The sequence below is a fragment of the Exiguobacterium sp. GL_137 genome (assembly GCF_057834585.1).
The window spans coordinates 1,880,896-1,899,356 of record NZ_CM174406.1; the positions used below are offsets into that span (position 1 = coordinate 1,880,896).

The following is an 18,461-nucleotide window of genomic DNA, read 5'->3' on the forward strand; positions in this document are numbered from 1 at the left end:
GAGGCGTACTCGTATTTTAATCTCACTTATCATAGTAGTCTCGATTCCTATTTGTCAACGTTCATCAAGATACTTTTTGAAACTTCTTCCGGATTCAAGAGCGGAATCGCCCCTTCCGCAATCAGTTGATTTGTCCCTTGAAAGTGTTTTTCTGTTGGACAACCAGGGATACAATACACGTCTTTTCCCTGTTCCAGCGCGTGACCTGCCGTGTTCATCGTTCCGCTTTTCCGGGTTGCCTCAACGATAATCAATCCTGACGCCAGTCCCGAGATGATCCGGTTTCGTTCCAAAAACTGATATTTCTTGACTGGGGTTGAAGCGGGATACTCAGATAAAAGCAGTCCGGCTTGTTGAATCCGCTGGAACAGTCGTGAATGCCGGACGGGGTACAAGTAATCAAACCCGCTCGCTAACACAGCAATCGTCGCTTGATGATGTTTAAGGGAAAGACGATGTACAAGAGAATCAATGCCAAGGGCGCCACCTGACACCGTGACGAATGGAGACTCAAAAAAGGGACGTAAGAAAGATAAACGTTTTGAGTGAGAAGGAGAAGGTTGACGACTTCCGATGATACTGATCATCGGCTGTTGTAATAGGGAAGGATCACCGCTGAAGAAAAGACCATAAACGGGCTGAGGAATCTGAAGTAACGACATCGGGAAACACGGGTCTCCGGGAACAAGAAGGTTCGTTGGGACTTGATCCAATTGTAAGGCTTGCTGATAACGGTTTTTGATGGATCTTGACACGGGTAAATCCTCTACCGGTAAAAGACCGTACTGCTCGATCAAGACAACGATTGAATACGGAACCCGGCAAGTCGCAAAACGTGCATACAGTTCTCTGTCCATTCATTACGCTCCTTTTATATAGAAGAAAGCCGTCCTGATTAAATCAGGACAGCTGACATCTTGTTTAGTTCACAGTTGAACCTGTGACACATTCATCGTAAATACCGGCTTCTTTGATGACACGAATCAACGTCTCACCGATGATAGCTGGCGTTTCTGCTACTTCGATACCATTGGCACGAAGTGTTTTGATTTTTTCTGCAGCAGTTCCTTTACCGCCTGAAATGATTGCACCGGCATGACCCATCCGTTTGCCTTCAGGTGCTGTTTGTCCACCGATGAATCCGATGACCGGCTTCGTCATGTTGGCTTTGACCCACTCAGCCGCTTCTTCTTCTGCCGTTCCACCGATTTCACCCAGCATGATGACGGCTTTTGTTTCCGGATCTTCATTAAACGCTTTAAGCGTATCAATGAAATCTGTTCCGTTGACCGGATCGCCACCGATTCCTACTGCTGTTGATTGACCAATTCCTGCTGTCGTCAATTGATGAACTGCTTCGTACGTCAATGTTCCAGAACGTGAAACGATTCCAACGTGACCTGGAGTATGAATGTATCCTGGCATGATCCCAAGTTTCGCAACGCCTGGCGTAATCACACCCGGACAGTTTGGTCCGATCAGACGGACTGGTTTTCCGTCTAGATAACGTTTTACTTTAACCATATCAAGAACCGGAATTCCTTCCGTGATACAAATGATCAAAGCGATGTTTGCATCCGCTGCTTCCATGATGGCATCCGCTGCAAATGCAGGCGGTACATAGATGATTGAAGCATTGGCAGCTGTCTTTTCGACTGCCTGAGCTACTGTATCGAAGACCGGTACTCCTAATACTTCCGTTCCACCTTTACCTGGTGTCACGCCACCGACGAGGTTCGTTCCGTAATCAATCATCTGTTCGCCGTGGAACATCCCTTGATTCCCTGTAATTCCTTGAATGATGACTTTTGTTGATTCATTTACCCAAATACTCATCCTTAGCTCCCCCTTACTTCACGAGCGCAGCAATTTTTTCTGCGCCGTCTGCCATTGATGTAGCTGCTGTAATCGCTAGACCTGAATCTTTGAGAATTTGTTTCCCGGCATCGACATTTGTTCCTTCGAGACGGACGACGAGTGGCAATTCTAAGCCCACTTCTTTTGTTGCGGCAACGATACCTTCTGCAATGACGTCACACTTCATGATTCCACCAAAGATGTTAACGAAAATCCCTTTGACGTTCTCATCCGATAAAATCAATTTAAAGGCTTCTGTTACTTTTTCTTTTGTCGCACCGCCACCGACATCAAGGAAGTTTGCTGGATCGCCGCTGAAATGCTTGATGATATCCATCGTCGCCATCGCGAGACCTGCACCGTTGACGAGACATCCGATGTTTCCGTCGAGTGCGATATAGTTTAAGTCATTTTTAGAAGCTTCCACTTCACGTGGATCCTCTTCTGACTCGTCACGGAGTGCAACGACATCCGCATGACGGTATAACGCGTTTGAATCAAAGTTGAGTTTTGCATCAAGTGCCAAGACATCACCGTCTTTTGTTGTGACGAGTGGATTGATTTCAGCAATCGAGCAGTCTTTATCGACGAAGAATGTATACAATTTCGTGACCATACCGACGAATTTATTGACAAGTTTAACCGGAACACCCATTGCAAACGCCAATTTACGCGCTTGGAAGGCTTGTAAACCAACTGCCGGATCAACCACTTCTTTGATGATTTTTTCCGGAGTTGCTTCTGCGACTTCCTCAATATCCATTCCGCCTTCACTTGAACCCATGATGACGACACGTCCCGTTACACGGTCAAGGACAATCCCGAGATAGTATTCCTTGTCAATCGCGCAACCTTCCTCAACAAGAAGACGTTGGATAACTTTACCTTCTGGACCTGTTTGATGCGTGACGAGTGTTTTGCCGAGTAACTCTGTCGCGAATTCTTTCACTTCTTCTTGCGATTTTGCCAATTTAACACCACCGGCTTTACCGCGACCCCCTGCGTGAATCTGTGCTTTTACGACTTTGATCGGACCTGACAATTGTTCTGCTGCATCGACTGCTTCTTCAACTGTAAATGCTGCAATTCCGTTCGGAACAGGTACACCGTACGAACGAAGTAACTCTTTTGCCTGATATTCATGTACATTCATGAAAAAATCCCCCTTAACCCCTTTAGTTTCGGCTCTTTCATTGTAGTTAAAATTGGAAGCGCTGTCTATCGTTATCGACCGAAAGCATTTATTTCTTCGAAATTCCTGTTTGATCGAGTTGATATAAAAAGGCGAATAACTCGGCAATGACCCCATATAATTCATTTGGAATTTGCTCTGAGACTTGGACGGCGTCGAGCAATGTGACCAACGTCTCGTCTTGCCGTATCGGAATACCGTGTTGGAGAGCTTCTTCGAGAATTCGCTCCGCCACCCGTTCTGATCCTTTCGCGACGACCTTAGGAGCCTGCATCTGTTCTTCATATGATAAGGCGATGGCTTTTTTCATATCTGATAATCCACCCTTCCGTTTCGATCCGTCGGTTGGAACGATATCCGTTCTTTTTCCGCTTCTATTTGTTCGAAGCGGATCAAATCATATCCCTGCTCGTACAAACGTTGTTCGATGGTCGGCTGATAGTGGGACATAAAAGCGGCAATCCGGTCATCCGGATGAAAAACGGAAATCGCGATTTTTCGATCCGTGATTAATAAATCCAATGCAATTTCGCCGACTTTCGGCAGTTTTAAGTAAAAAGCAATTCGTGCGTGATCCGGATTAAATTCTTTTTGATCAAAGGGTGCCTCCATCGTGACGTCGACTTCTTCGAAAGGACCAAATTGCGGTAATTGAAACAAAAATATACCGCGTCCGGTTTCATTCGTTGCTTGAATGACCTGTTGGGCCAGCACCTGATCACTCGTCTTCCGGTCGAGCTGCCCCTCTGTTGTACCATCCGCACTCCGAGCGAGTTGAACCAACTCGATGATGGCTTGTTTGAAGGCTGTTCCGGATCCCTCCATCACTTTTTGACCCAGCTGTTGCAACACCTCTCGTGTCGTTTGCGGGACGGATTCCGCTGAAAGTGGAGCAATCCGATCAAATGTCGGAAGCACCGGTAATTTCGGAGAACTGGTTTCCTGTGAAACAATTTTTAAAACGGGCTGTCCATCTGTACTCGTGACCAGAAACCGGTAGGTCGCTCCTTCTTTTAGCTCGGCTGTCGTCCCCGCCGTCAAGACACGTTGTCCGACTTGCAGTTCCATCAGACCGTCCGGAAGCAGTTTCAGTACTTTACCGATGACGTTTGCCCCTTCACGCAACGGTTGGTTAGCCGAATCAATAATTTTAAAGGGCAATAAGGCACGATGCTCAATCTGCACGATAGCTCACCTCCTAAAGTCGGTCGAGGACCGGTTTAAATGTCTTCCGGTGAATCGGCGTCAAACCTACACGGTCGAGTGCCTGTAAGTGTTGTGCCGTCCCGTATCCGGCATGTTGGTCAAAGCCATATTCCGGGTAGATCATGGCGTATTGTTCCATCATCGTATCCCGTGTTTCTTTCGCGACGACACTTGCTGCTGCAATCGAGATGCTCCGGGCATCCCCTTTGATCAAGGATTCCTGTGGGAGATCGACATCAAGCGTCATCGCGTCCACTAACAGGGCATCCGGCGTCAATTGAGCGACAGCCTGCTGCATAGCCTGTTTAGAGGCCTGGTAAATGTTGATCCGGTCAATTTCTTCCGGTTCGACGATACCGATTGCGACTTCTGCGACTTCCTGAATATGCTCATATGCAGCAAGTCGTTGTTTTTTCGACATCTGTTTTGAATCTGTCAGCCCGGGATGATAAAAATCCACTGGTAAAATAACAGCTGCTGCGACGACCGGACCCGCAAGCGGTCCCCGACCGACCTCATCCACTCCAGCAATACGCTGGTGACCTTGCGCGCGGTACTGGTCTTCAAAACACGATCGTTCTTGAAACTGAAGTCGTTGTTGCTCTTCGTTTAACAACCGGCGTTCTGCTTGTTTCAGGGCAGCGACGACTCCTTTTCGGGTATCTTGTGCGAACTCGATTTTTACTTGTTCAAATTCTCCCTGTGAGACGATTGCTAATCGTGCTTTGATTTCAGTAATGTTCATGATTTGACTCCTTTTCGAAAAAAGCTTGGATTTCTCATCTCGAGAAGTCCAAGCCTGTCTTATTCTGTAACAGTCGCCCACTCTTCGACGGTCTCGAGCGTAACCCGACCAATTTTCTCCGTTCGGAGCTCGTGAAGTAACATTTCACTTGTCCGCTCAAAGTCGACATAGCCACCGGTTACGAAACCACGGTTTTTTCCGATGGCTTCTAATACATCAACAGCTTCTCCCGTGATTTCCTTGAGACGATAACGCAGTTTTAATTGTTCCGGATAACGAGTCATCAACTCACGGATTGCAAACAAGGCAATATCATCAATATTCAGGATATCATCCTTAATGGCGCCCGTTGCCGCTAACCGGTAGCCGACAAGCTGGTCATCAAACTTCGGCCAGAGAATTCCCGGTGTATCAAGCAGTTCCATCTCACCCGTCTTCATTTTGATCCATTGTTGACGTTTCGTCACACCTGGACGGTCGCCTGTAATCGCGATGTTCCGTCCAGCCAACCGATTGATCAACGTTGATTTCCCGACGTTCGGAATTCCGATGATCAAAGCTCGAATCGCACTTGGATTCCGCCCTTTATCCCGCATCCGGTCATGTTTGTCTTTCATCAGGCGTAAGGCACCTTCATGAATCTGTCCTAACCCTTTGTTATGCTTCGCATCGACTGCGATGACGTCGACACCATCCTTCCGCAGTGCCTGCATCCACTTTTCGGTCAGACGGGCATCAGCCATGTCTGATTTATTCAGGACGATTAGTCGCGGTTTTCCTGCTGTGATTTGTTCGACCATCGGATTACGGCTCGACATCGGTAACCGCGCATCCACCAATTCGATGACGACATCAATCAACTTTAATTTTTCCGTGACTTCACGGCGTGCTTTCGCCATGTGTCCCGGGAACCATTGTATTGTCATTTCTTCCACCTCAAGTTTTCATAGTGCTTGGACTGCTAATAATGAACGATTTATACATCGTGTCTCGTGTGACCGATCCACTGCCTGTTCGAGAGAAACGATCCATTCTCTAGTATACGCAACTTTTAGCCAGAAAAGAACCCTGTGCCGGTCCGAACAAAAAAACGGAGTCCACATGCAGTGAACTCCGTTTCTTAATTACTTGCTGAAATCATCAATTGACCGATCGAACATCATTAAACGGATAAAAAACGAAATTCGTCGTACCGACGATTTGGTCTTCGTCTACAAAACCGATGTCCCGGCTGTCTTTCGAGTTTTGACGATTATCTCCCATTACAAATACTTTTCCTTTGGGAACGGTCGTTTGTGCTGTTTTTTCTTCCAATGTAAAGTCTTCTGTTAACGGAACACCGTTCATCTGCGCCTTAAACTCGTTCAAATAAGGTTCCTCGACTTTTTTATCGTTGACGTATAACGTATCATCTTTGTAGTACATCGTATCACCTGGAACAGCAATCACACGTTTGATGTAATCCCGTGTTTCCGTTGCATGGAAGACGACGATGTCTCCCCGTTCCGGTTCATTGAAATAATAAGGAACCTTATTGACAATCATTCGGTCCGAATTGTGTAACGTCGGCATCATCGATTCGCCGTCTACAATGACCGGAACGAATAAAAACGTTCGGATGATGAACGCAATTACGAGCGCCACGACCAGCGCCTTGATCCAACTAAATAACTCCTTCACGCGTTCCACTCCTTCAACTCAATCTCTTGCCTAAACCTAGTATACGCATAAACGGTAAAAAAAAGAAGCTTGTCCGGAGACAAGCCACTTTTTCACATGATTAACGACGAATTTCTTTAATACGAGCCGCTTTACCGCGAAGGTTACGGAGGTAGTAAAGTTTCGCACGACGGACTTTACCGTAACGAACGACTTCGATTTGCGCAACACGTGGTGAGTGAAGCGGGAATGCACGCTCAACGCCAACTCCGTAAGAAATCTTACGAACTGTAAACGTTTCGCTGATGCCGCCACCGTGACGTTTGATGACTACGCCTTCGAAAAGCTGGATCCGCTCACGCGTACCCTCGACGACTTTAACGTGGACGCGGACTGTATCACCAGGACGGAATGCAGGGACGTCTGACTTGATTTGTTCTTGTGTAATTTCACGGAACAATTGTTGTGTGTTCATGAATGATTTCTCCTTTTTTCACCAATGTTCGTATCTTCATTTGCCCTTGGCATCCAACAGCGGAACATCGTTAATAGGTGGCTTTTGCCACATGTTTTAACTTATCACAGTTTCAGTCGTTTGACAATCCTGAAATTGATTGCAAGTAACGACGGTCAGCCTCGGACAAATCGGCCTGTTCAAGTAAATCCGGTCGCCGTTCAAGCGTACGTTTCAATGCCTGTTCACGTCGCCATGTTTCGATCCGGGCATGATTGCCGGACAATAAGACATCCGGAACCACTAAACCCCGAAAGTCAGCCGGACGCGTATAATGCGGATACTCGAGCAATCCGGTCGAAAACGAGTCGTCTTCATGACTGGCTGATTTCCCAAGGACATCCGGTAACAGGCGTACGGTGGCGTCAATCATCGTCATCGCGGCAAGTTCCCCGCCCGTCAAAACAAAGTCACCGAGCGACACTTCGTCCGTCACGAGCTCATCATGGATCCGTTGGTCAAAGCCTTCGTAATGACCGCACAAAAAGACGAGCTCCGTTTCGGTTGACCATTCTTCCGCAAGACGCTGATCAAATCGCCGCCCCGTCGGTGTCAGAGCAATGATTCGCCGGTTGGCTTCTGGCAATGCCGCAATCGCGTCAAACACCGGTTGGGGAGTCAATAACATTCCGGCTCCTCCACCGTATGGAGAATCATCGACGCGCCCATGACGATTCGTCGAATAGTCCCGGAAATTGACATAGTTGAGTTCAATCCGCTTCTCCTCTTGCGCACGGGCGACAATTGAGTGATTGAGCGCCGTGAACATTTCCGGAAATAGCGTCAGGACCGTGATGTTCATCCTTCGATCAAACCCGGTAACGGTGTGATTTGAATCCGTTTTGCTTCGACGTCGATTGAGGCGACGACTTGTTCGATATAGGGAATCAGAACATCTTTTTTACCAGGACGTTTGATTGTCCAAACGTCATTCGCTCCCGTTTCTAAAATATCAGAGACGACACCGATTTCGTTCTCACCGTCGAAGACCGTACAGCCGATGATTTCATGATAATAAAATTCATGTTCCCCGAGCTCCTGTAAGGCTTCCGGCTGAACATACAACTTCGAGCCTTTATATTTCTCGACATCATTGATGTGTTGCATTCCTTTGAACGTCACCATAATGAACTGTTTGTGTTTCCGGTAACTGCTGATCGTAAACAGTGTGTATGTTCCGTTTGATTCTAAAAATACATCATTGCCGACTTTAAAGCGCTGTTCCGGAAAATCTGTGCTTGCCAGTAGTTTCAATTCGCCTTTCAAGCCGTGCGTGTTGGCGATTTTTGCGACTTCCAACCATTCCATCTGTTCCACTTCCTTATTCACAAGTCTTGTTTCCCGTTATTATTTTGCCATACAAAAAGGAGGTAAGCTTTCGCTCACCTCCAATCGTCTTACTTCGCGAGTTTCGCGTTGTGGAATTTCTCCATGATACCAGCTTTTGAGAAGAGGTTACGAACTGTGTCTGAAGGTTTAGCACCTTCAGCGAGCCATTTAAGAGCAAGCTCTTCGTTAAGTTTTACTTCTGCTTCTGGTTTAGCAACCGGGTTGTAGTATCCGATTTGCTCGATGAAACGACCATCACGTGGTGCACGTGAGTCTGCTACTACCACACGGTAGAAAGGTGATTTGTTTGCGCCCATGCGCTTAAGACGAATTTTAACTGCCATTCGTAAGTCCCTCCAGATAATAAATAATTTTTTGGTTTAGTCAAATTGACAACTTCACTAGTATACAACGTTCCAGCAAAAGTGAAAAGACTTTTAGAAGAATGGGAGGCCAAAGCCGCCTTTCTTTTTCCCTTTGCCCATTTGGCCGGAGAATTGTTTCATCATCTTCCGCATGTCTTCAAATTGCTTGATCAATCGGTTCACTTCTTGAATGCTACGACCACTGCCGCGCGCAATCCGTTTCCGACGACTCGCATTGAGAATTTCCGGTTCAGTCCGCTCTCGTTTTGTCATCGATTGAATAATCGCTTCGACATAAACAAGTTGCTTCTCATCGATTTGGGCATTTTTCAGACCCTTCATCTTTCCTTTACCGGCACCCGGAATCATTCCTAACAACTCATCCAAAGGACCCATCTGTTTCACTTGCTGTAACTGCTCGATGAAATCGTCAAACGTGAACGATGCATCGCGCATTTTGCCTTCGAGCTCTTTGGCGCGTGTCGCGTCCATTTGAGACTCCGCTTTTTCAATCAGCGTCAGCATATCTCCCATGCCGAGAATCCGTGACGCCATCCGCTCCGGATAGAATGGCTCGATTGCGTCCAGCTTCTCTCCAAGACCGACGAACTTAATCGGTGCTCCGGTGACTGCCTTGATGGAGAGTGCTGCTCCGCCTCGAGTATCCCCGTCGAGCTTCGTCAAGATGACACCTGTCACACCGAGCTTTTCATTAAAGCTTTCGGCGACATTGACGGCATCCTGACCCGTCATCGAATCGACGACAAGGAAGATTTCATTCGGTTTGGCGATTTCTTTCACATCAACCAGTTCCTGCATGAGGTCCTCGTCGATATGTAAGCGTCCCGCCGTATCGATCAACACGATATCGTGGTGATGCTCTTTTGCATAGTCGAGGGCATTAGTGACAATCTCTTGTGGACTGACCTGATCTCCCATTGAGAAAACAGGCAGTTCGAGTTGTTTTCCTAATGTCTCGAGCTGTTTGATCGCAGCCGGTCGGTAAATATCCGCTGCAACGAGCAGTGGACTGCGATTTTGTTTCTTCCGTAAATGATTCGCAAGTTTTCCGACTGTCGTCGTCTTACCTGCCCCTTGCAAACCGGTCATCATGATGACGGTTGGCGGACGGTTCGATAACGTCAATGGAGAAACTTCTGACCCCATCAGTTTCGTCAATTCGTCATGGACGATTTTGACGACTTGCTGACCTGGCGTGAGAGACGTCATGACATCTTGCCCGACTGCACGTTCTTTCACATCATTTACGAATTGTTTGACGACTTTGAAGTTGACGTCAGCTTCTAATAACGCAAGGCGAACCTCACGCATCATTTCTTTTACGTCCGCTTCAGAAATCTTACCTTTACCCCGCATTTTAGCGAGACTGGCTTGAAGCCGTTCCGATAATCCTTCGAATGCCATGAAATTGCCCCCTACTCTAATTGCTCGAGTGCCATAATGGTCACGTGAGCTTCGCTCGGAAGGTCTAGTTGCTTCAACTGATCAAGAAGTATCTTTCGCTGTTCATACTTTGCGAACAAACCCAGTCGTTCTTCATATTGTTCAAGCATCGCTTCCGTACGTTTTATGTTGTCGTAGACTGCTTGTCGGCTGACTTCAAACTCATCGGCGATTTCACCTAACGAAAAGTCATCTAAGTAATAGAGTGACATATAATTCCGTTGTTTCGGCGTCAAAAGCTCCTGATAAAAGTCAATCAGATAATTCATCCGGTTCGTCTTATCAAGCGTCATTCGAACACCTCCGCGGTTGTTAAGTGAAATTCCTTTACAGATAGTATAGTACAGCCCTCACAGTGTGTTGTCAAGTTTTTTTCTTTACAAGGAAATCGTGGTCAGTCCTCTTCTCGGACTTCTTCGACCGTTTCTTTTTCTTCAAAGACATCTCCAAATAATCCATATACGAATTGTTCAGCATCGAACGGTTGTAAGTCATCGATTTTTTCACCGAGACCAACGAATTTCACCGGCAAATCCAACTCGTTCTTAATCGCAAGGACGATTCCGCCTTTCGCTGTTCCGTCGAGCTTCGTCAAAACGATCCCGCTGACATCCGTCGCTTGTTTAAAGGCTTTTGCTTGAACCATCGCATTTTGACCGGTCGTCGCGTCAAGCGCAAGCAATACTTCATGCGGCGCCCCCGGAATTTCCCGTTCGATGACACGTTTTACTTTTTCGAGTTCATTCATTAAATTGACTTTGTTTTGCAGTCGACCGGCAGTATCGCAAATCAGGACGTCGACTTTTCGTGCTTTAGCGGCTTGAACCGCATCATAGATGACTGCCGCCGGGTCCGACCCTTCACCTTGACGAATGACAGACACACCGGAACGTTCACCCCAGACTTGTAGTTGATCGATGGCACCGGCCCGGAACGTATCTCCGGCTGCGAGCATGACCGTTTTGCCTTCGTTTTTCAGACGGTTCGCCAGTTTACCGATCGTCGTTGTTTTCCCGACGCCGTTGACACCGACAAATAAGATGACATTGAGTTCGTGACTGAGATCCAGTTCCGACTCTTCCTCTTCCACCAACATGCTCGCGACGACTTCGACCAGTACGTCACGCACTTCTTTTGTATCCTTGACGTTTTTACGTTTGACTTCAACTTTTAACTTTTCAACAAGATCCATCGTTGTCGTGACACCGACATCGGCCTGAATCAATACTTCTTCCAACTCTTCGAAAAAATCTTCGTCGACTTCACGGAAACGGTAGACGAGATCGTTGACGGCATTCGCCAACCCGTCCCGTGTTTTCGTCAAGCCTTCTGTAAACTTCGACGTCACTTCTTGCGTGGATGTCGTCAGACGATCTTTTAATTTTTTAAAGAAACTCATTTTTTTATCCCCTTTGGTTCTACTTCTTCACTGAGTGTCCGTCTCGCTTCTTCCAGTTTAACGGATAATACTTCAGAAATACCGTTTTGTTGCATCGTAACGCCATACAGGACATCGGCAGACTCCATCGTTCCCTTTCGGTGGGTAATGATGATGAACTGTGTCTCGCGTGCCAGTTGATGGACGAACTCTCCAAACCGGGCGACGTTCGCCTCATCGAGGGCCGCTTCGACCTCATCGAGAACACAGAATGGGACCGGTCGTGTTTTTAAGATGGCGAATAGCAGTGCAATCGCAGTCAAGGCACGTTCCCCACCGGACAATAGGGACAGATTTTGTAACTTTTTGCCGGGTGGTTTGGCTACGATATCGATACCGCTTGTCAAGAGGTCGGTTGGATCCACTAAAATCAAGTCGGCTTCCCCGCCGCCAAACAGTTCACGGAAGGTTTCCCGGAAATGTTCCCGAACGGCGGTGTATGTCTGTTTGAACAATCGGACGACTTCCCGGTCCATTTCTTCAATGACAGCATACAAATCAGTTTTCGCATTGACTAAATCGTCACGCTGCGTCGCCAAGAACGTAAAGCGTTGATCGACTTCAGCAAATTCATCGATGGCACCGAGATTGACAATCCCGATTTCCTCGAGTTGCCGTTTCAAGAGATGTAATTCTTCCTTGGCTTCCTCGAATGAAGTGGTCAATGGTTGGATCAAGTCCGCGACCAGCCCCATTTCTTCCAGTATTTCATGACGTGTCTCAAGACGTGTGCTGAGTCGTCCCTGGGCGAGTCGGGCTTGATCGAGACGTTGTGTCGTCCCCTGACGTGCTTCCGTCAATTTCGCTTCCTGAATCCGTAACAGACGCAAATCTTCTGCTGCCTGCCGGATTTTTTTTGTCACAAGCGTCAATTCATGTTCGACTGAAGTTTGTTCTTGTTGCATCTGCATTTTTTCAACGTGCAGCGCATCAATCTTCGCTTCATCGAATCCTTCCAGAATATGCTTCAAATCACGCCTTTTATGGCTTCTTTCTAATTTCGCATGACTCAGTGTCTCCCGGAGACGCATGACTTCACGGTCGATTTGATCGCGTGTCATACTGACCGTCCGTTCCTCAAGCAATGCTTCAGCTTGTTGTTGTTTCAATTCCTCGACTGCAACAGCCCCGCGTGACTGCGCTTCTTTCAGTTGATCGAGAGCCTGGCGCAGTTCCACTTGGCGTTTCGTCAACTGTTCCATGTCCTGCTCTGATGTTGCAATGATTGCTTTTGCTTCGGTCGCTTGTTCAGCAAGACGATTCAGCTGACCATCGTGAACCGATAATTCCGAGGCGGTGACGGCAAGACTGCGCTTCGCCTCTGTAAAGGCTTCACGGACACTTTCCAATTGCGCCTGGACCAGTTGAATGTTGCGGACCTTTTCTTCAAGTGAACCGGCAAGTTGTGCGTTAGCCGTTCTCATTTCATCACGGCGTCGCTCTTGTTCCCGAATAACAGCCTGACCTTGTTTTAATCCTGTCTGCAACTCTTCCAGTTCACGCGACTGGCTGAAGAGAGGTGTTCCTTTTTTCCGGCTGCCTCCCGTCATCGATCCCCCGACGTTGACGACATCGCCTTCGAGCGTCACGATCCGGTAACGGTGTCCTGTCGAACGGGCAATCGTATTCGCTTGTTCAAGCGATTCAACGACCAAAGTCGTCCCCAGCAGATTCTCTTTCAGTTTTGTGAAGTCTTCTCGTGTCGTGACCAGATTGCTCGCAACGCCGAGGTAGCCGGACATGCCGGATAGACTTTCTTGCACGGAAGCACTCAGTTCACGACGCTGAATGGACGCGAGCGGCATGAATGTCGCCCGACCGGCATTCAATCGACGTAGTTCTTGAATCAGTTTCCGGCCTGTGACATCTGTATCGACGACGACATTTTGCATCGCTCCGCCCAAAGCAGTTTCGATTGCCGCCTCAAAACGGGCAGGAACGGTAATCAGTTCCGCAACAGCGCCATGGATCCCTGCAATCCGGTCACGTTGTTTCAAAACGGTTTTGACGGCTCCGAAATAGCCACTGTAGTCCGCTTTGACCGATTCCAAAAACTCGATCCGGTCTTCCGTCTTATCGCGACGCCGGTGGAGATCGATGATGGATTGCTCCATTTGCCGCAACGTCTCTTGTTGCTGACGGTGCTGGTCTTGTTGTGCGTGTTCTTCTTGACGCAACGTTTCTAAACGGTTCCGCAACTCTTCCGCCTGTTGCCCCAGACGGATCGTTTCGGCTTCATACGTCGAGCGGTCCGTTTGTTTTGACCCGACATTTTCAGAAAAGCTGATTTGCTGTTCTTCTGCATGAAGAAGATCTTGTTTGGCACGGTGGTAAGCATTCGTTGCCGCCGCCAGACGGCTGGCCACTTCAAAGGCTTCCGAACGTAATTGTTCGGCTTCTTTTTCAAAATCCCGATCGGAGTAAGACAAGGCAGCATCGGCTTGTTCCCGTTGCGCAACAGTATCGAGGTACAGTTGCTGTGTCTGTTGCTGTTGTTTCAGCACCGCCTGTTCCTCTTGCTCGATTTGCGCTACGCGTTGTTCGGCAACTGCTACTTCCCGTTCCAGACGCGCCTTCATTTCCGCCCCGTGTTTTTCCCGCTCTTTCGCCAGGTTCAAAGCCCCTTCGATTTCAACGAGTTTATTCGAGACAAGCCGTAAACGATCCTGCATCTCCGTCTCAAGTCGCCGTGTCTCTTCTAGCGACGTTTCTTGCGTTTCCCGTGTTGCAATCGTATCTTGCAACCGGTCTTGTTCCATCAATAACTGAGCTTGGCACGATTCGATTTCCGTCGACACGTCAGCAAGCTGTGTCTTATATTGTTGAATTTCGGTTACAATGATGCCCCGTTCCAAGAAGTCGTACCGTTCCCGTGCAACTAAAAATTCTTTTGCCAGTGATGCTTGTTCCCGTAATGGCTCAATTCGTCCACCCAGTTCAAATAAGATGTCGTCGACCCGTGACAAATTTGTTTCTGTATCCGTTAACTTTCGTTCGGCTTGTTTTTTACGGTTCCGGTATTTTAAGACGCCGGCTGCCTCTTCGATGACCGCGCGTCGTTCTTCCGGCTTTCCGGAAATCACTTGTTCGACCCGTCCTTGACCGATGATGGCGAACGCGTCACGCGACAATCCGGTATCCATGAATAAATCCAGAACATCTTTTAATCGGCATGGTTTTTTATTTAAAAAATAATCACTGTCGCCGTTCCGGCTGACACGCCGCGTTACATTGATTTCTTGATACGGCAAGGCAACAGTCCCCGACTCATTGTCGAGCACGAGCGTGACTTCCGCAAATTGTTTCCGGTGTTCCGTGATACTTCCGGCAAAGATGACATCTTCCATCTTCCCACCGCGTAATGATTTAGCTGATTGCTCACCGAGCACCCAGCGCACAGCATCCGATATATTGGACTTCCCACTGCCGTTTGGTCCGACGACGGCTGTGACTCCCGGAAGGAAGTCGAGCTCCGTCCGACTGGCAAATGACTTGAAGCCATTGATTTCAATTCGTTTTAAGTACATCTTGACCACCCATATGTTTAAATTTCTTTTTGATTTTCTTTTAGTTTACCATAGCCGAAAGGTCTACAAAATGGTAGCTTTTATGGTAATGTTAGGCTTAAAGAAATGAAGAGGAGATTTTAAGACATGACAATTGAACAAATGATTGTAGACATTTTGGATAAATTAAACATTATCAACAAAGGCGTCATCAAGGCGGAACAATTCGACGGAACAAAAAATGATGATTTAAAAGAGATTTATGACTTCGTCATGATGCGTGAGTCCTTGACGTTAGCAGAAGTCGATGCTATCGTCGACGAACTGAAATCACTCAAAACCGTTTAAGATTCCTCAAAAAAAGGCACTCCATTTTAAAATGGGTGCCTTTTCCATGTCAGAAGCTGTTTTTAAGTTCCAGCAATGCTTGTTTAGCTGCTTGCTGTTCGGCTTCTTTTTTCGAACGACCGGTCCCGATGCCTTCCAGCTTATCCGCGATGTGTACGCGCGAGATGAACTCACGACTGTGCGCCGGACCACGTTCCTCAATGATTTCATACTCGATTTGTCCAAGTCCGACCCGTTGGATGGCTTCTTGGAGCTGGCTTTTAAAATCAGTTTGTTCTTCAAAAAATCCAGACGCCACTTTCGGAAAAACCGCTTCGGCGAGGAATCGTTCTGCAGCTTCAATCCCTTGGTCCAAATACAAGGCTCCGATGAAGGCTTCAAACACATCCGCTAATAGTGCCGGACGATTTCTTCCCCCTGTCAGTTCCTCACCTTTGCCAAGTAGAATCATTTCAGAAAACTCATAATGATTCGCGAACTGGACCAGTGACGGCTCACACACGATGGCCGCACGCAGCTTTGTTAATTCCCCCTCGGAACGTTCCGGATAGTGCTGAAATAAATACCTGGAGACCGTCAATTCTAATACGGCATCGCCTAAAAACTCCAGACGTTCGTTATCTCCATCTGATTCACGTTGTTCATTTACGAAAGAAGAATGCGTAAATGCTTGCTTCAATAGTTCTACATTCGCAAAATGAATATCCAGCCGTTCTTGCAACTGGCTGAACTTCTGTTCAATTTGCGCCAAAGCCCGTGAGTCTTTCCGTCGCTTTACATACGGTCCTTTTCGGACACGACGTCCCTTTTGATTCGTCATAATGCCTCCTAAACAGCTAAATCCCACCGCAAAAACGCGGTGGGTCCAGCTTCATGTATTAGACTTGTGTTTCGATGTAGCTGACGACATCGCCAACTGTTTTTAAGTTTTCTGCTTGGTCATCTTCGATTGTGATTTCGAATTTGTCTTCGAGATCCATAACGAGTTCCATGACTTCAAGTGAATCTGCTCCGAGATCGTCCTTGAACGATTTGTCGAGTGTGATTTCACTCTGTTCTTTGCCTAATTTCTCTGCGATTGCTTCTTGCACGTCTACTAAAATTTGTTCTTTTGTCATTTGAAAATCCCTCCATGAGTTGAGTATATAAGATGATTGCCAATTTGGCAAAGTAGTACCACAGTTCACTTACATTGTCATGCCGCCATCGACTGCCAAAGTTTGACCAGTGATGTAACGGGCATTGTCTGACGCGATAAAACTGACAAGCGACGCGATATCTTCCGTCTGACCAAATCGTTTTAACGGAATTTGGTCGAGTGTCTGATTGCGTTGTGTTTCTGTCAATTCATCCGTCATATCGGTTTCAATGAAACCGGGACAAATCGCATTTGCCGTAACGCCTTTGCTCGCCAGTTCACGTGCGACCGACTTCGTAAATCCGATCAGACCGGCTTTTGCCGCCACATAGTTGGCTTGACCCGGGTTACCGGTGATTCCGACGACGGAAGCGATATTGATGATGCGGCCGCTCGATTTCAACAAGGGGCGCGTCGCTGCTTGCGTCACAAGAAACGCACCTTTTAAGTTCGTATTCAGAACGGCGTCAAAATCGGCTTCTTTCATTCGCATCAACAGACCATCCCGCGTGATACCGGCATTATTGACGACGCAATCCAACTGGCCGTACGTATCCATTGTCGTCTTCAGCAATGCTTTCACCTGTTCAGCGTCTGCAACGTCTGCTTGGACGGCGATGGCTTCACCACCGGCATCAACGATAGATGATACGACTTCTTCTGCTTTTGCTGTATTACCGGCGTAGTTCACGACGATCCGGAATCCGTCTGTCGCCAATCGTTTGGCGATAGCGGCTCCGATTCCGCGTGATGCACCGGTTACGAGTGCTACTTTATTCAACGAATCGCCTCCGCTTCCAATTGTTCAAGTGTCGTGATGCTGACGATCTTGACATCTTTTTTAATCCGCTTGACGAGCCCACTAAGTGGTGACGACGGACCGAATTCGATAAATGTATCCGCACCCTCTTCAATCAATTTTTCCACACAAGATTCAAAACGAACCGGTGAATACAATTGTTGAACCAGTAAACGAATCAATTCATCCGGCTGATCGTGAAAATCACTATCGACGTTCGAGATGAATTTTGTTTTCGCCGCCTGGAAAGGTGAAGAAACCAAGATATCTTCAAATCGTGAGGCGAATGGAGTCATTAACGACGAGTGGAACGCTCCCGATACATCAAGCGGTAGGACACGTTTCGCACCCAACTCTTTTAATTTCGCAGTCGCCGCCTCGACAGCTGCAACTTGTCCTGAAATCACGAATTGTCCCGGACAGTTGTAGTTTGCAATTTGGACGATCTCTCCTGTTGCCGCGATGGACTCGACCGCATGATGTGCGGCTTCGACATCGTTCAGCCCGATGACAGCTGCCATCGTACCGCCTGTCACTTGATTCATCAGATTACCTCGTTCGCGAACGAGGTAAACCGCTTCACTTGCTGTTAACACAGACGCTGCAACGAGTGCACTGTACTCTCCGACACTATGTCCGAGTACAAAGTCCGGTCGATGACCAAGTGCCGCATAACGATTCGCAAGCAACGTGCTGTGTGCAACGATGGCAGGTTGTGCAATTTCTGTCGGCTTCAAATCTTCTTTTGTCCCCGTCGTCAATAAATCCGTTAAATCGAGACCAATCCGTGTCCCAAGGTCCATCAATGCTTGACGTGACTCTTCATGATGTAGAAGCGTTTGTCCCATTCCTGGCATTTGTGAACCTTGACCTGGAAACATCCAAACTGTTTTACCCATCC

At 47.5% G+C, this 18,461-nt stretch carries 21 protein-coding genes; 1 reads left to right on the forward strand and 20 read right to left on the reverse strand.

Features of this window, described 5'->3' with window-relative positions; all coding sequences use genetic code 11:
* Positions 1 to 47: 47 nt before the first annotated feature.
* From dprA to smc, 16 genes are all read right to left on the reverse strand, one after another.
* Positions 48 to 857, reverse strand: a complete 810-nt coding sequence (dprA, locus tag AC3IRK_RS09995) for a DNA-processing protein DprA (RefSeq protein ID WP_131502596.1) — start codon at positions 855 to 857, stop codon at positions 48 to 50.
* A gap of 64 nt (positions 858 to 921) precedes the next feature.
* Complete coding sequence (gene sucD, locus AC3IRK_RS10000; protein WP_114595489.1) at positions 922 to 1,836, reverse strand: succinate--CoA ligase subunit alpha; 915 nt, start codon at positions 1,834 to 1,836, stop codon at positions 922 to 924.
* Between the two features lie 13 nt (positions 1,837 to 1,849).
* Entirely contained in the window at positions 1,850 to 3,010 is a 1,161-nt protein-coding gene (gene sucC / locus AC3IRK_RS10005; protein WP_026827995.1) for an ADP-forming succinate--CoA ligase subunit beta, read from the reverse strand.
* A gap of 88 nt (positions 3,011 to 3,098) precedes the next feature.
* On the reverse strand, positions 3,099 to 3,359 hold the full coding sequence (locus AC3IRK_RS10010) for an EscU/YscU/HrcU family type III secretion system export apparatus switch protein (protein WP_026827994.1): 261 nt from the start codon (positions 3,357 to 3,359) through the stop codon (positions 3,099 to 3,101).
* Positions 3,356 to 4,234: a hypothetical protein gene (locus AC3IRK_RS10015; protein WP_131502597.1), complete on the reverse strand. Its 879-nt coding sequence runs from the start codon at positions 4,232 to 4,234 to the stop codon at positions 3,356 to 3,358. Before AC3IRK_RS10015 ends, AC3IRK_RS10010 begins: the two co-directional genes overlap by 4 nt.
* 13 nt (positions 4,235 to 4,247) lie before the next feature.
* Entirely contained in the window at positions 4,248 to 5,000 is a 753-nt protein-coding gene (gene rnhB / locus AC3IRK_RS10020) for a ribonuclease HII (protein ID WP_489169920.1), read from the reverse strand.
* Between the two features lie 59 nt (positions 5,001 to 5,059).
* Positions 5,060 to 5,926 (reverse strand): ribosome biogenesis GTPase YlqF, encoded by an 867-nt coding sequence (ylqF, locus tag AC3IRK_RS10025; RefSeq protein ID WP_114595485.1) that lies wholly within the window; start codon positions 5,924 to 5,926, stop codon positions 5,060 to 5,062.
* 214 nt (positions 5,927 to 6,140) lie between these two features.
* Positions 6,141 to 6,680 carry a signal peptidase I gene (gene lepB / locus AC3IRK_RS10030; protein WP_131502599.1) on the reverse strand — a complete coding sequence of 180 codons (540 nt, stop codon included), beginning with the start codon at positions 6,678 to 6,680 and terminating at the stop codon, positions 6,141 to 6,143.
* 100 nt (positions 6,681 to 6,780) lie between these two features.
* Positions 6,781 to 7,134 (reverse strand): 50S ribosomal protein L19, encoded by a 354-nt coding sequence (rplS, locus tag AC3IRK_RS10035; RefSeq protein ID WP_012370767.1) that lies wholly within the window; start codon positions 7,132 to 7,134, stop codon positions 6,781 to 6,783.
* Between the two features lie 112 nt (positions 7,135 to 7,246).
* On the reverse strand, positions 7,247 to 7,975 hold the full coding sequence (gene trmD, locus AC3IRK_RS10040) for a tRNA (guanosine(37)-N1)-methyltransferase TrmD (protein WP_131972507.1): 729 nt from the start codon (positions 7,973 to 7,975) through the stop codon (positions 7,247 to 7,249).
* Complete coding sequence (gene rimM, locus AC3IRK_RS10045) at positions 7,972 to 8,481, reverse strand: ribosome maturation factor RimM (RefSeq protein WP_489169921.1); 510 nt, start codon at positions 8,479 to 8,481, stop codon at positions 7,972 to 7,974. The genes trmD and rimM overlap by 4 nt, the downstream gene beginning before the upstream one ends.
* 89 nt (positions 8,482 to 8,570) lie before the next feature.
* Positions 8,571 to 8,846, reverse strand: coding sequence for a 30S ribosomal protein S16 (rpsP, locus tag AC3IRK_RS10050; protein WP_012370770.1), 276 nt, complete (start codon positions 8,844 to 8,846; stop codon positions 8,571 to 8,573).
* A gap of 93 nt (positions 8,847 to 8,939) precedes the next feature.
* On the reverse strand, positions 8,940 to 10,292 hold the full coding sequence (gene ffh, locus AC3IRK_RS10055) for a signal recognition particle protein (protein ID WP_026827987.1): 1,353 nt from the start codon (positions 10,290 to 10,292) through the stop codon (positions 8,940 to 8,942).
* Between the two features lie 11 nt (positions 10,293 to 10,303).
* Positions 10,304 to 10,624: a putative DNA-binding protein gene (locus tag AC3IRK_RS10060; RefSeq protein ID WP_489169922.1), complete on the reverse strand. Its 321-nt coding sequence runs from the start codon at positions 10,622 to 10,624 to the stop codon at positions 10,304 to 10,306.
* Positions 10,625 to 10,725: 101 nt separating this feature from the next.
* Positions 10,726 to 11,730 (reverse strand): signal recognition particle-docking protein FtsY, encoded by a 1,005-nt coding sequence (ftsY, locus tag AC3IRK_RS10065; RefSeq protein WP_489169923.1) that lies wholly within the window; start codon positions 11,728 to 11,730, stop codon positions 10,726 to 10,728.
* Complete coding sequence (smc, locus tag AC3IRK_RS10070; RefSeq protein WP_489169924.1) at positions 11,727 to 15,296, reverse strand: chromosome segregation protein SMC; 3,570 nt, start codon at positions 15,294 to 15,296, stop codon at positions 11,727 to 11,729. The genes ftsY and smc overlap by 4 nt, the downstream gene beginning before the upstream one ends.
* A gap of 126 nt (positions 15,297 to 15,422) precedes the next feature.
* Between smc and AC3IRK_RS10075 the strand changes: the two genes are divergently transcribed.
* Positions 15,423 to 15,623 carry a DUF1128 family protein gene (locus AC3IRK_RS10075; RefSeq protein ID WP_026827983.1) on the forward strand — a complete coding sequence of 67 codons (201 nt, stop codon included), beginning with the start codon at positions 15,423 to 15,425 and terminating at the stop codon, positions 15,621 to 15,623.
* Between the two features lie 49 nt (positions 15,624 to 15,672).
* On the opposite strand, the gene rnc is transcribed toward AC3IRK_RS10075, so the two are convergent.
* The 4 genes from rnc to fabD all read right to left on the reverse strand — a co-directional run bounded on the left by rnc (position 15,673) and on the right by fabD (position 18,459).
* Positions 15,673 to 16,443: a ribonuclease III gene (gene rnc, locus AC3IRK_RS10080; protein WP_034769816.1), complete on the reverse strand. Its 771-nt coding sequence runs from the start codon at positions 16,441 to 16,443 to the stop codon at positions 15,673 to 15,675.
* Between the two features lie 58 nt (positions 16,444 to 16,501).
* On the reverse strand, positions 16,502 to 16,741 hold the full coding sequence (acpP, locus tag AC3IRK_RS10085; protein ID WP_012370777.1) for an acyl carrier protein: 240 nt from the start codon (positions 16,739 to 16,741) through the stop codon (positions 16,502 to 16,504).
* A 69-nt stretch (positions 16,742 to 16,810) separates the two neighbouring features.
* A complete protein-coding gene (gene fabG / locus AC3IRK_RS10090) occupies positions 16,811 to 17,542 on the reverse strand; it encodes a 3-oxoacyl-[acyl-carrier-protein] reductase (RefSeq protein ID WP_131502602.1) in 732 nt (243 codons plus the stop codon).
* The gene (gene fabD / locus AC3IRK_RS10095) at positions 17,539 to 18,459 is read right to left on the reverse strand and encodes an ACP S-malonyltransferase (protein ID WP_131502603.1); all 921 of its coding nucleotides are present in this window, start codon (positions 18,457 to 18,459) and stop codon (positions 17,539 to 17,541) included. The genes fabG and fabD overlap by 4 nt, the downstream gene beginning before the upstream one ends.
* Between the last annotated feature and the right edge of the window lie 2 nt (positions 18,460 to 18,461).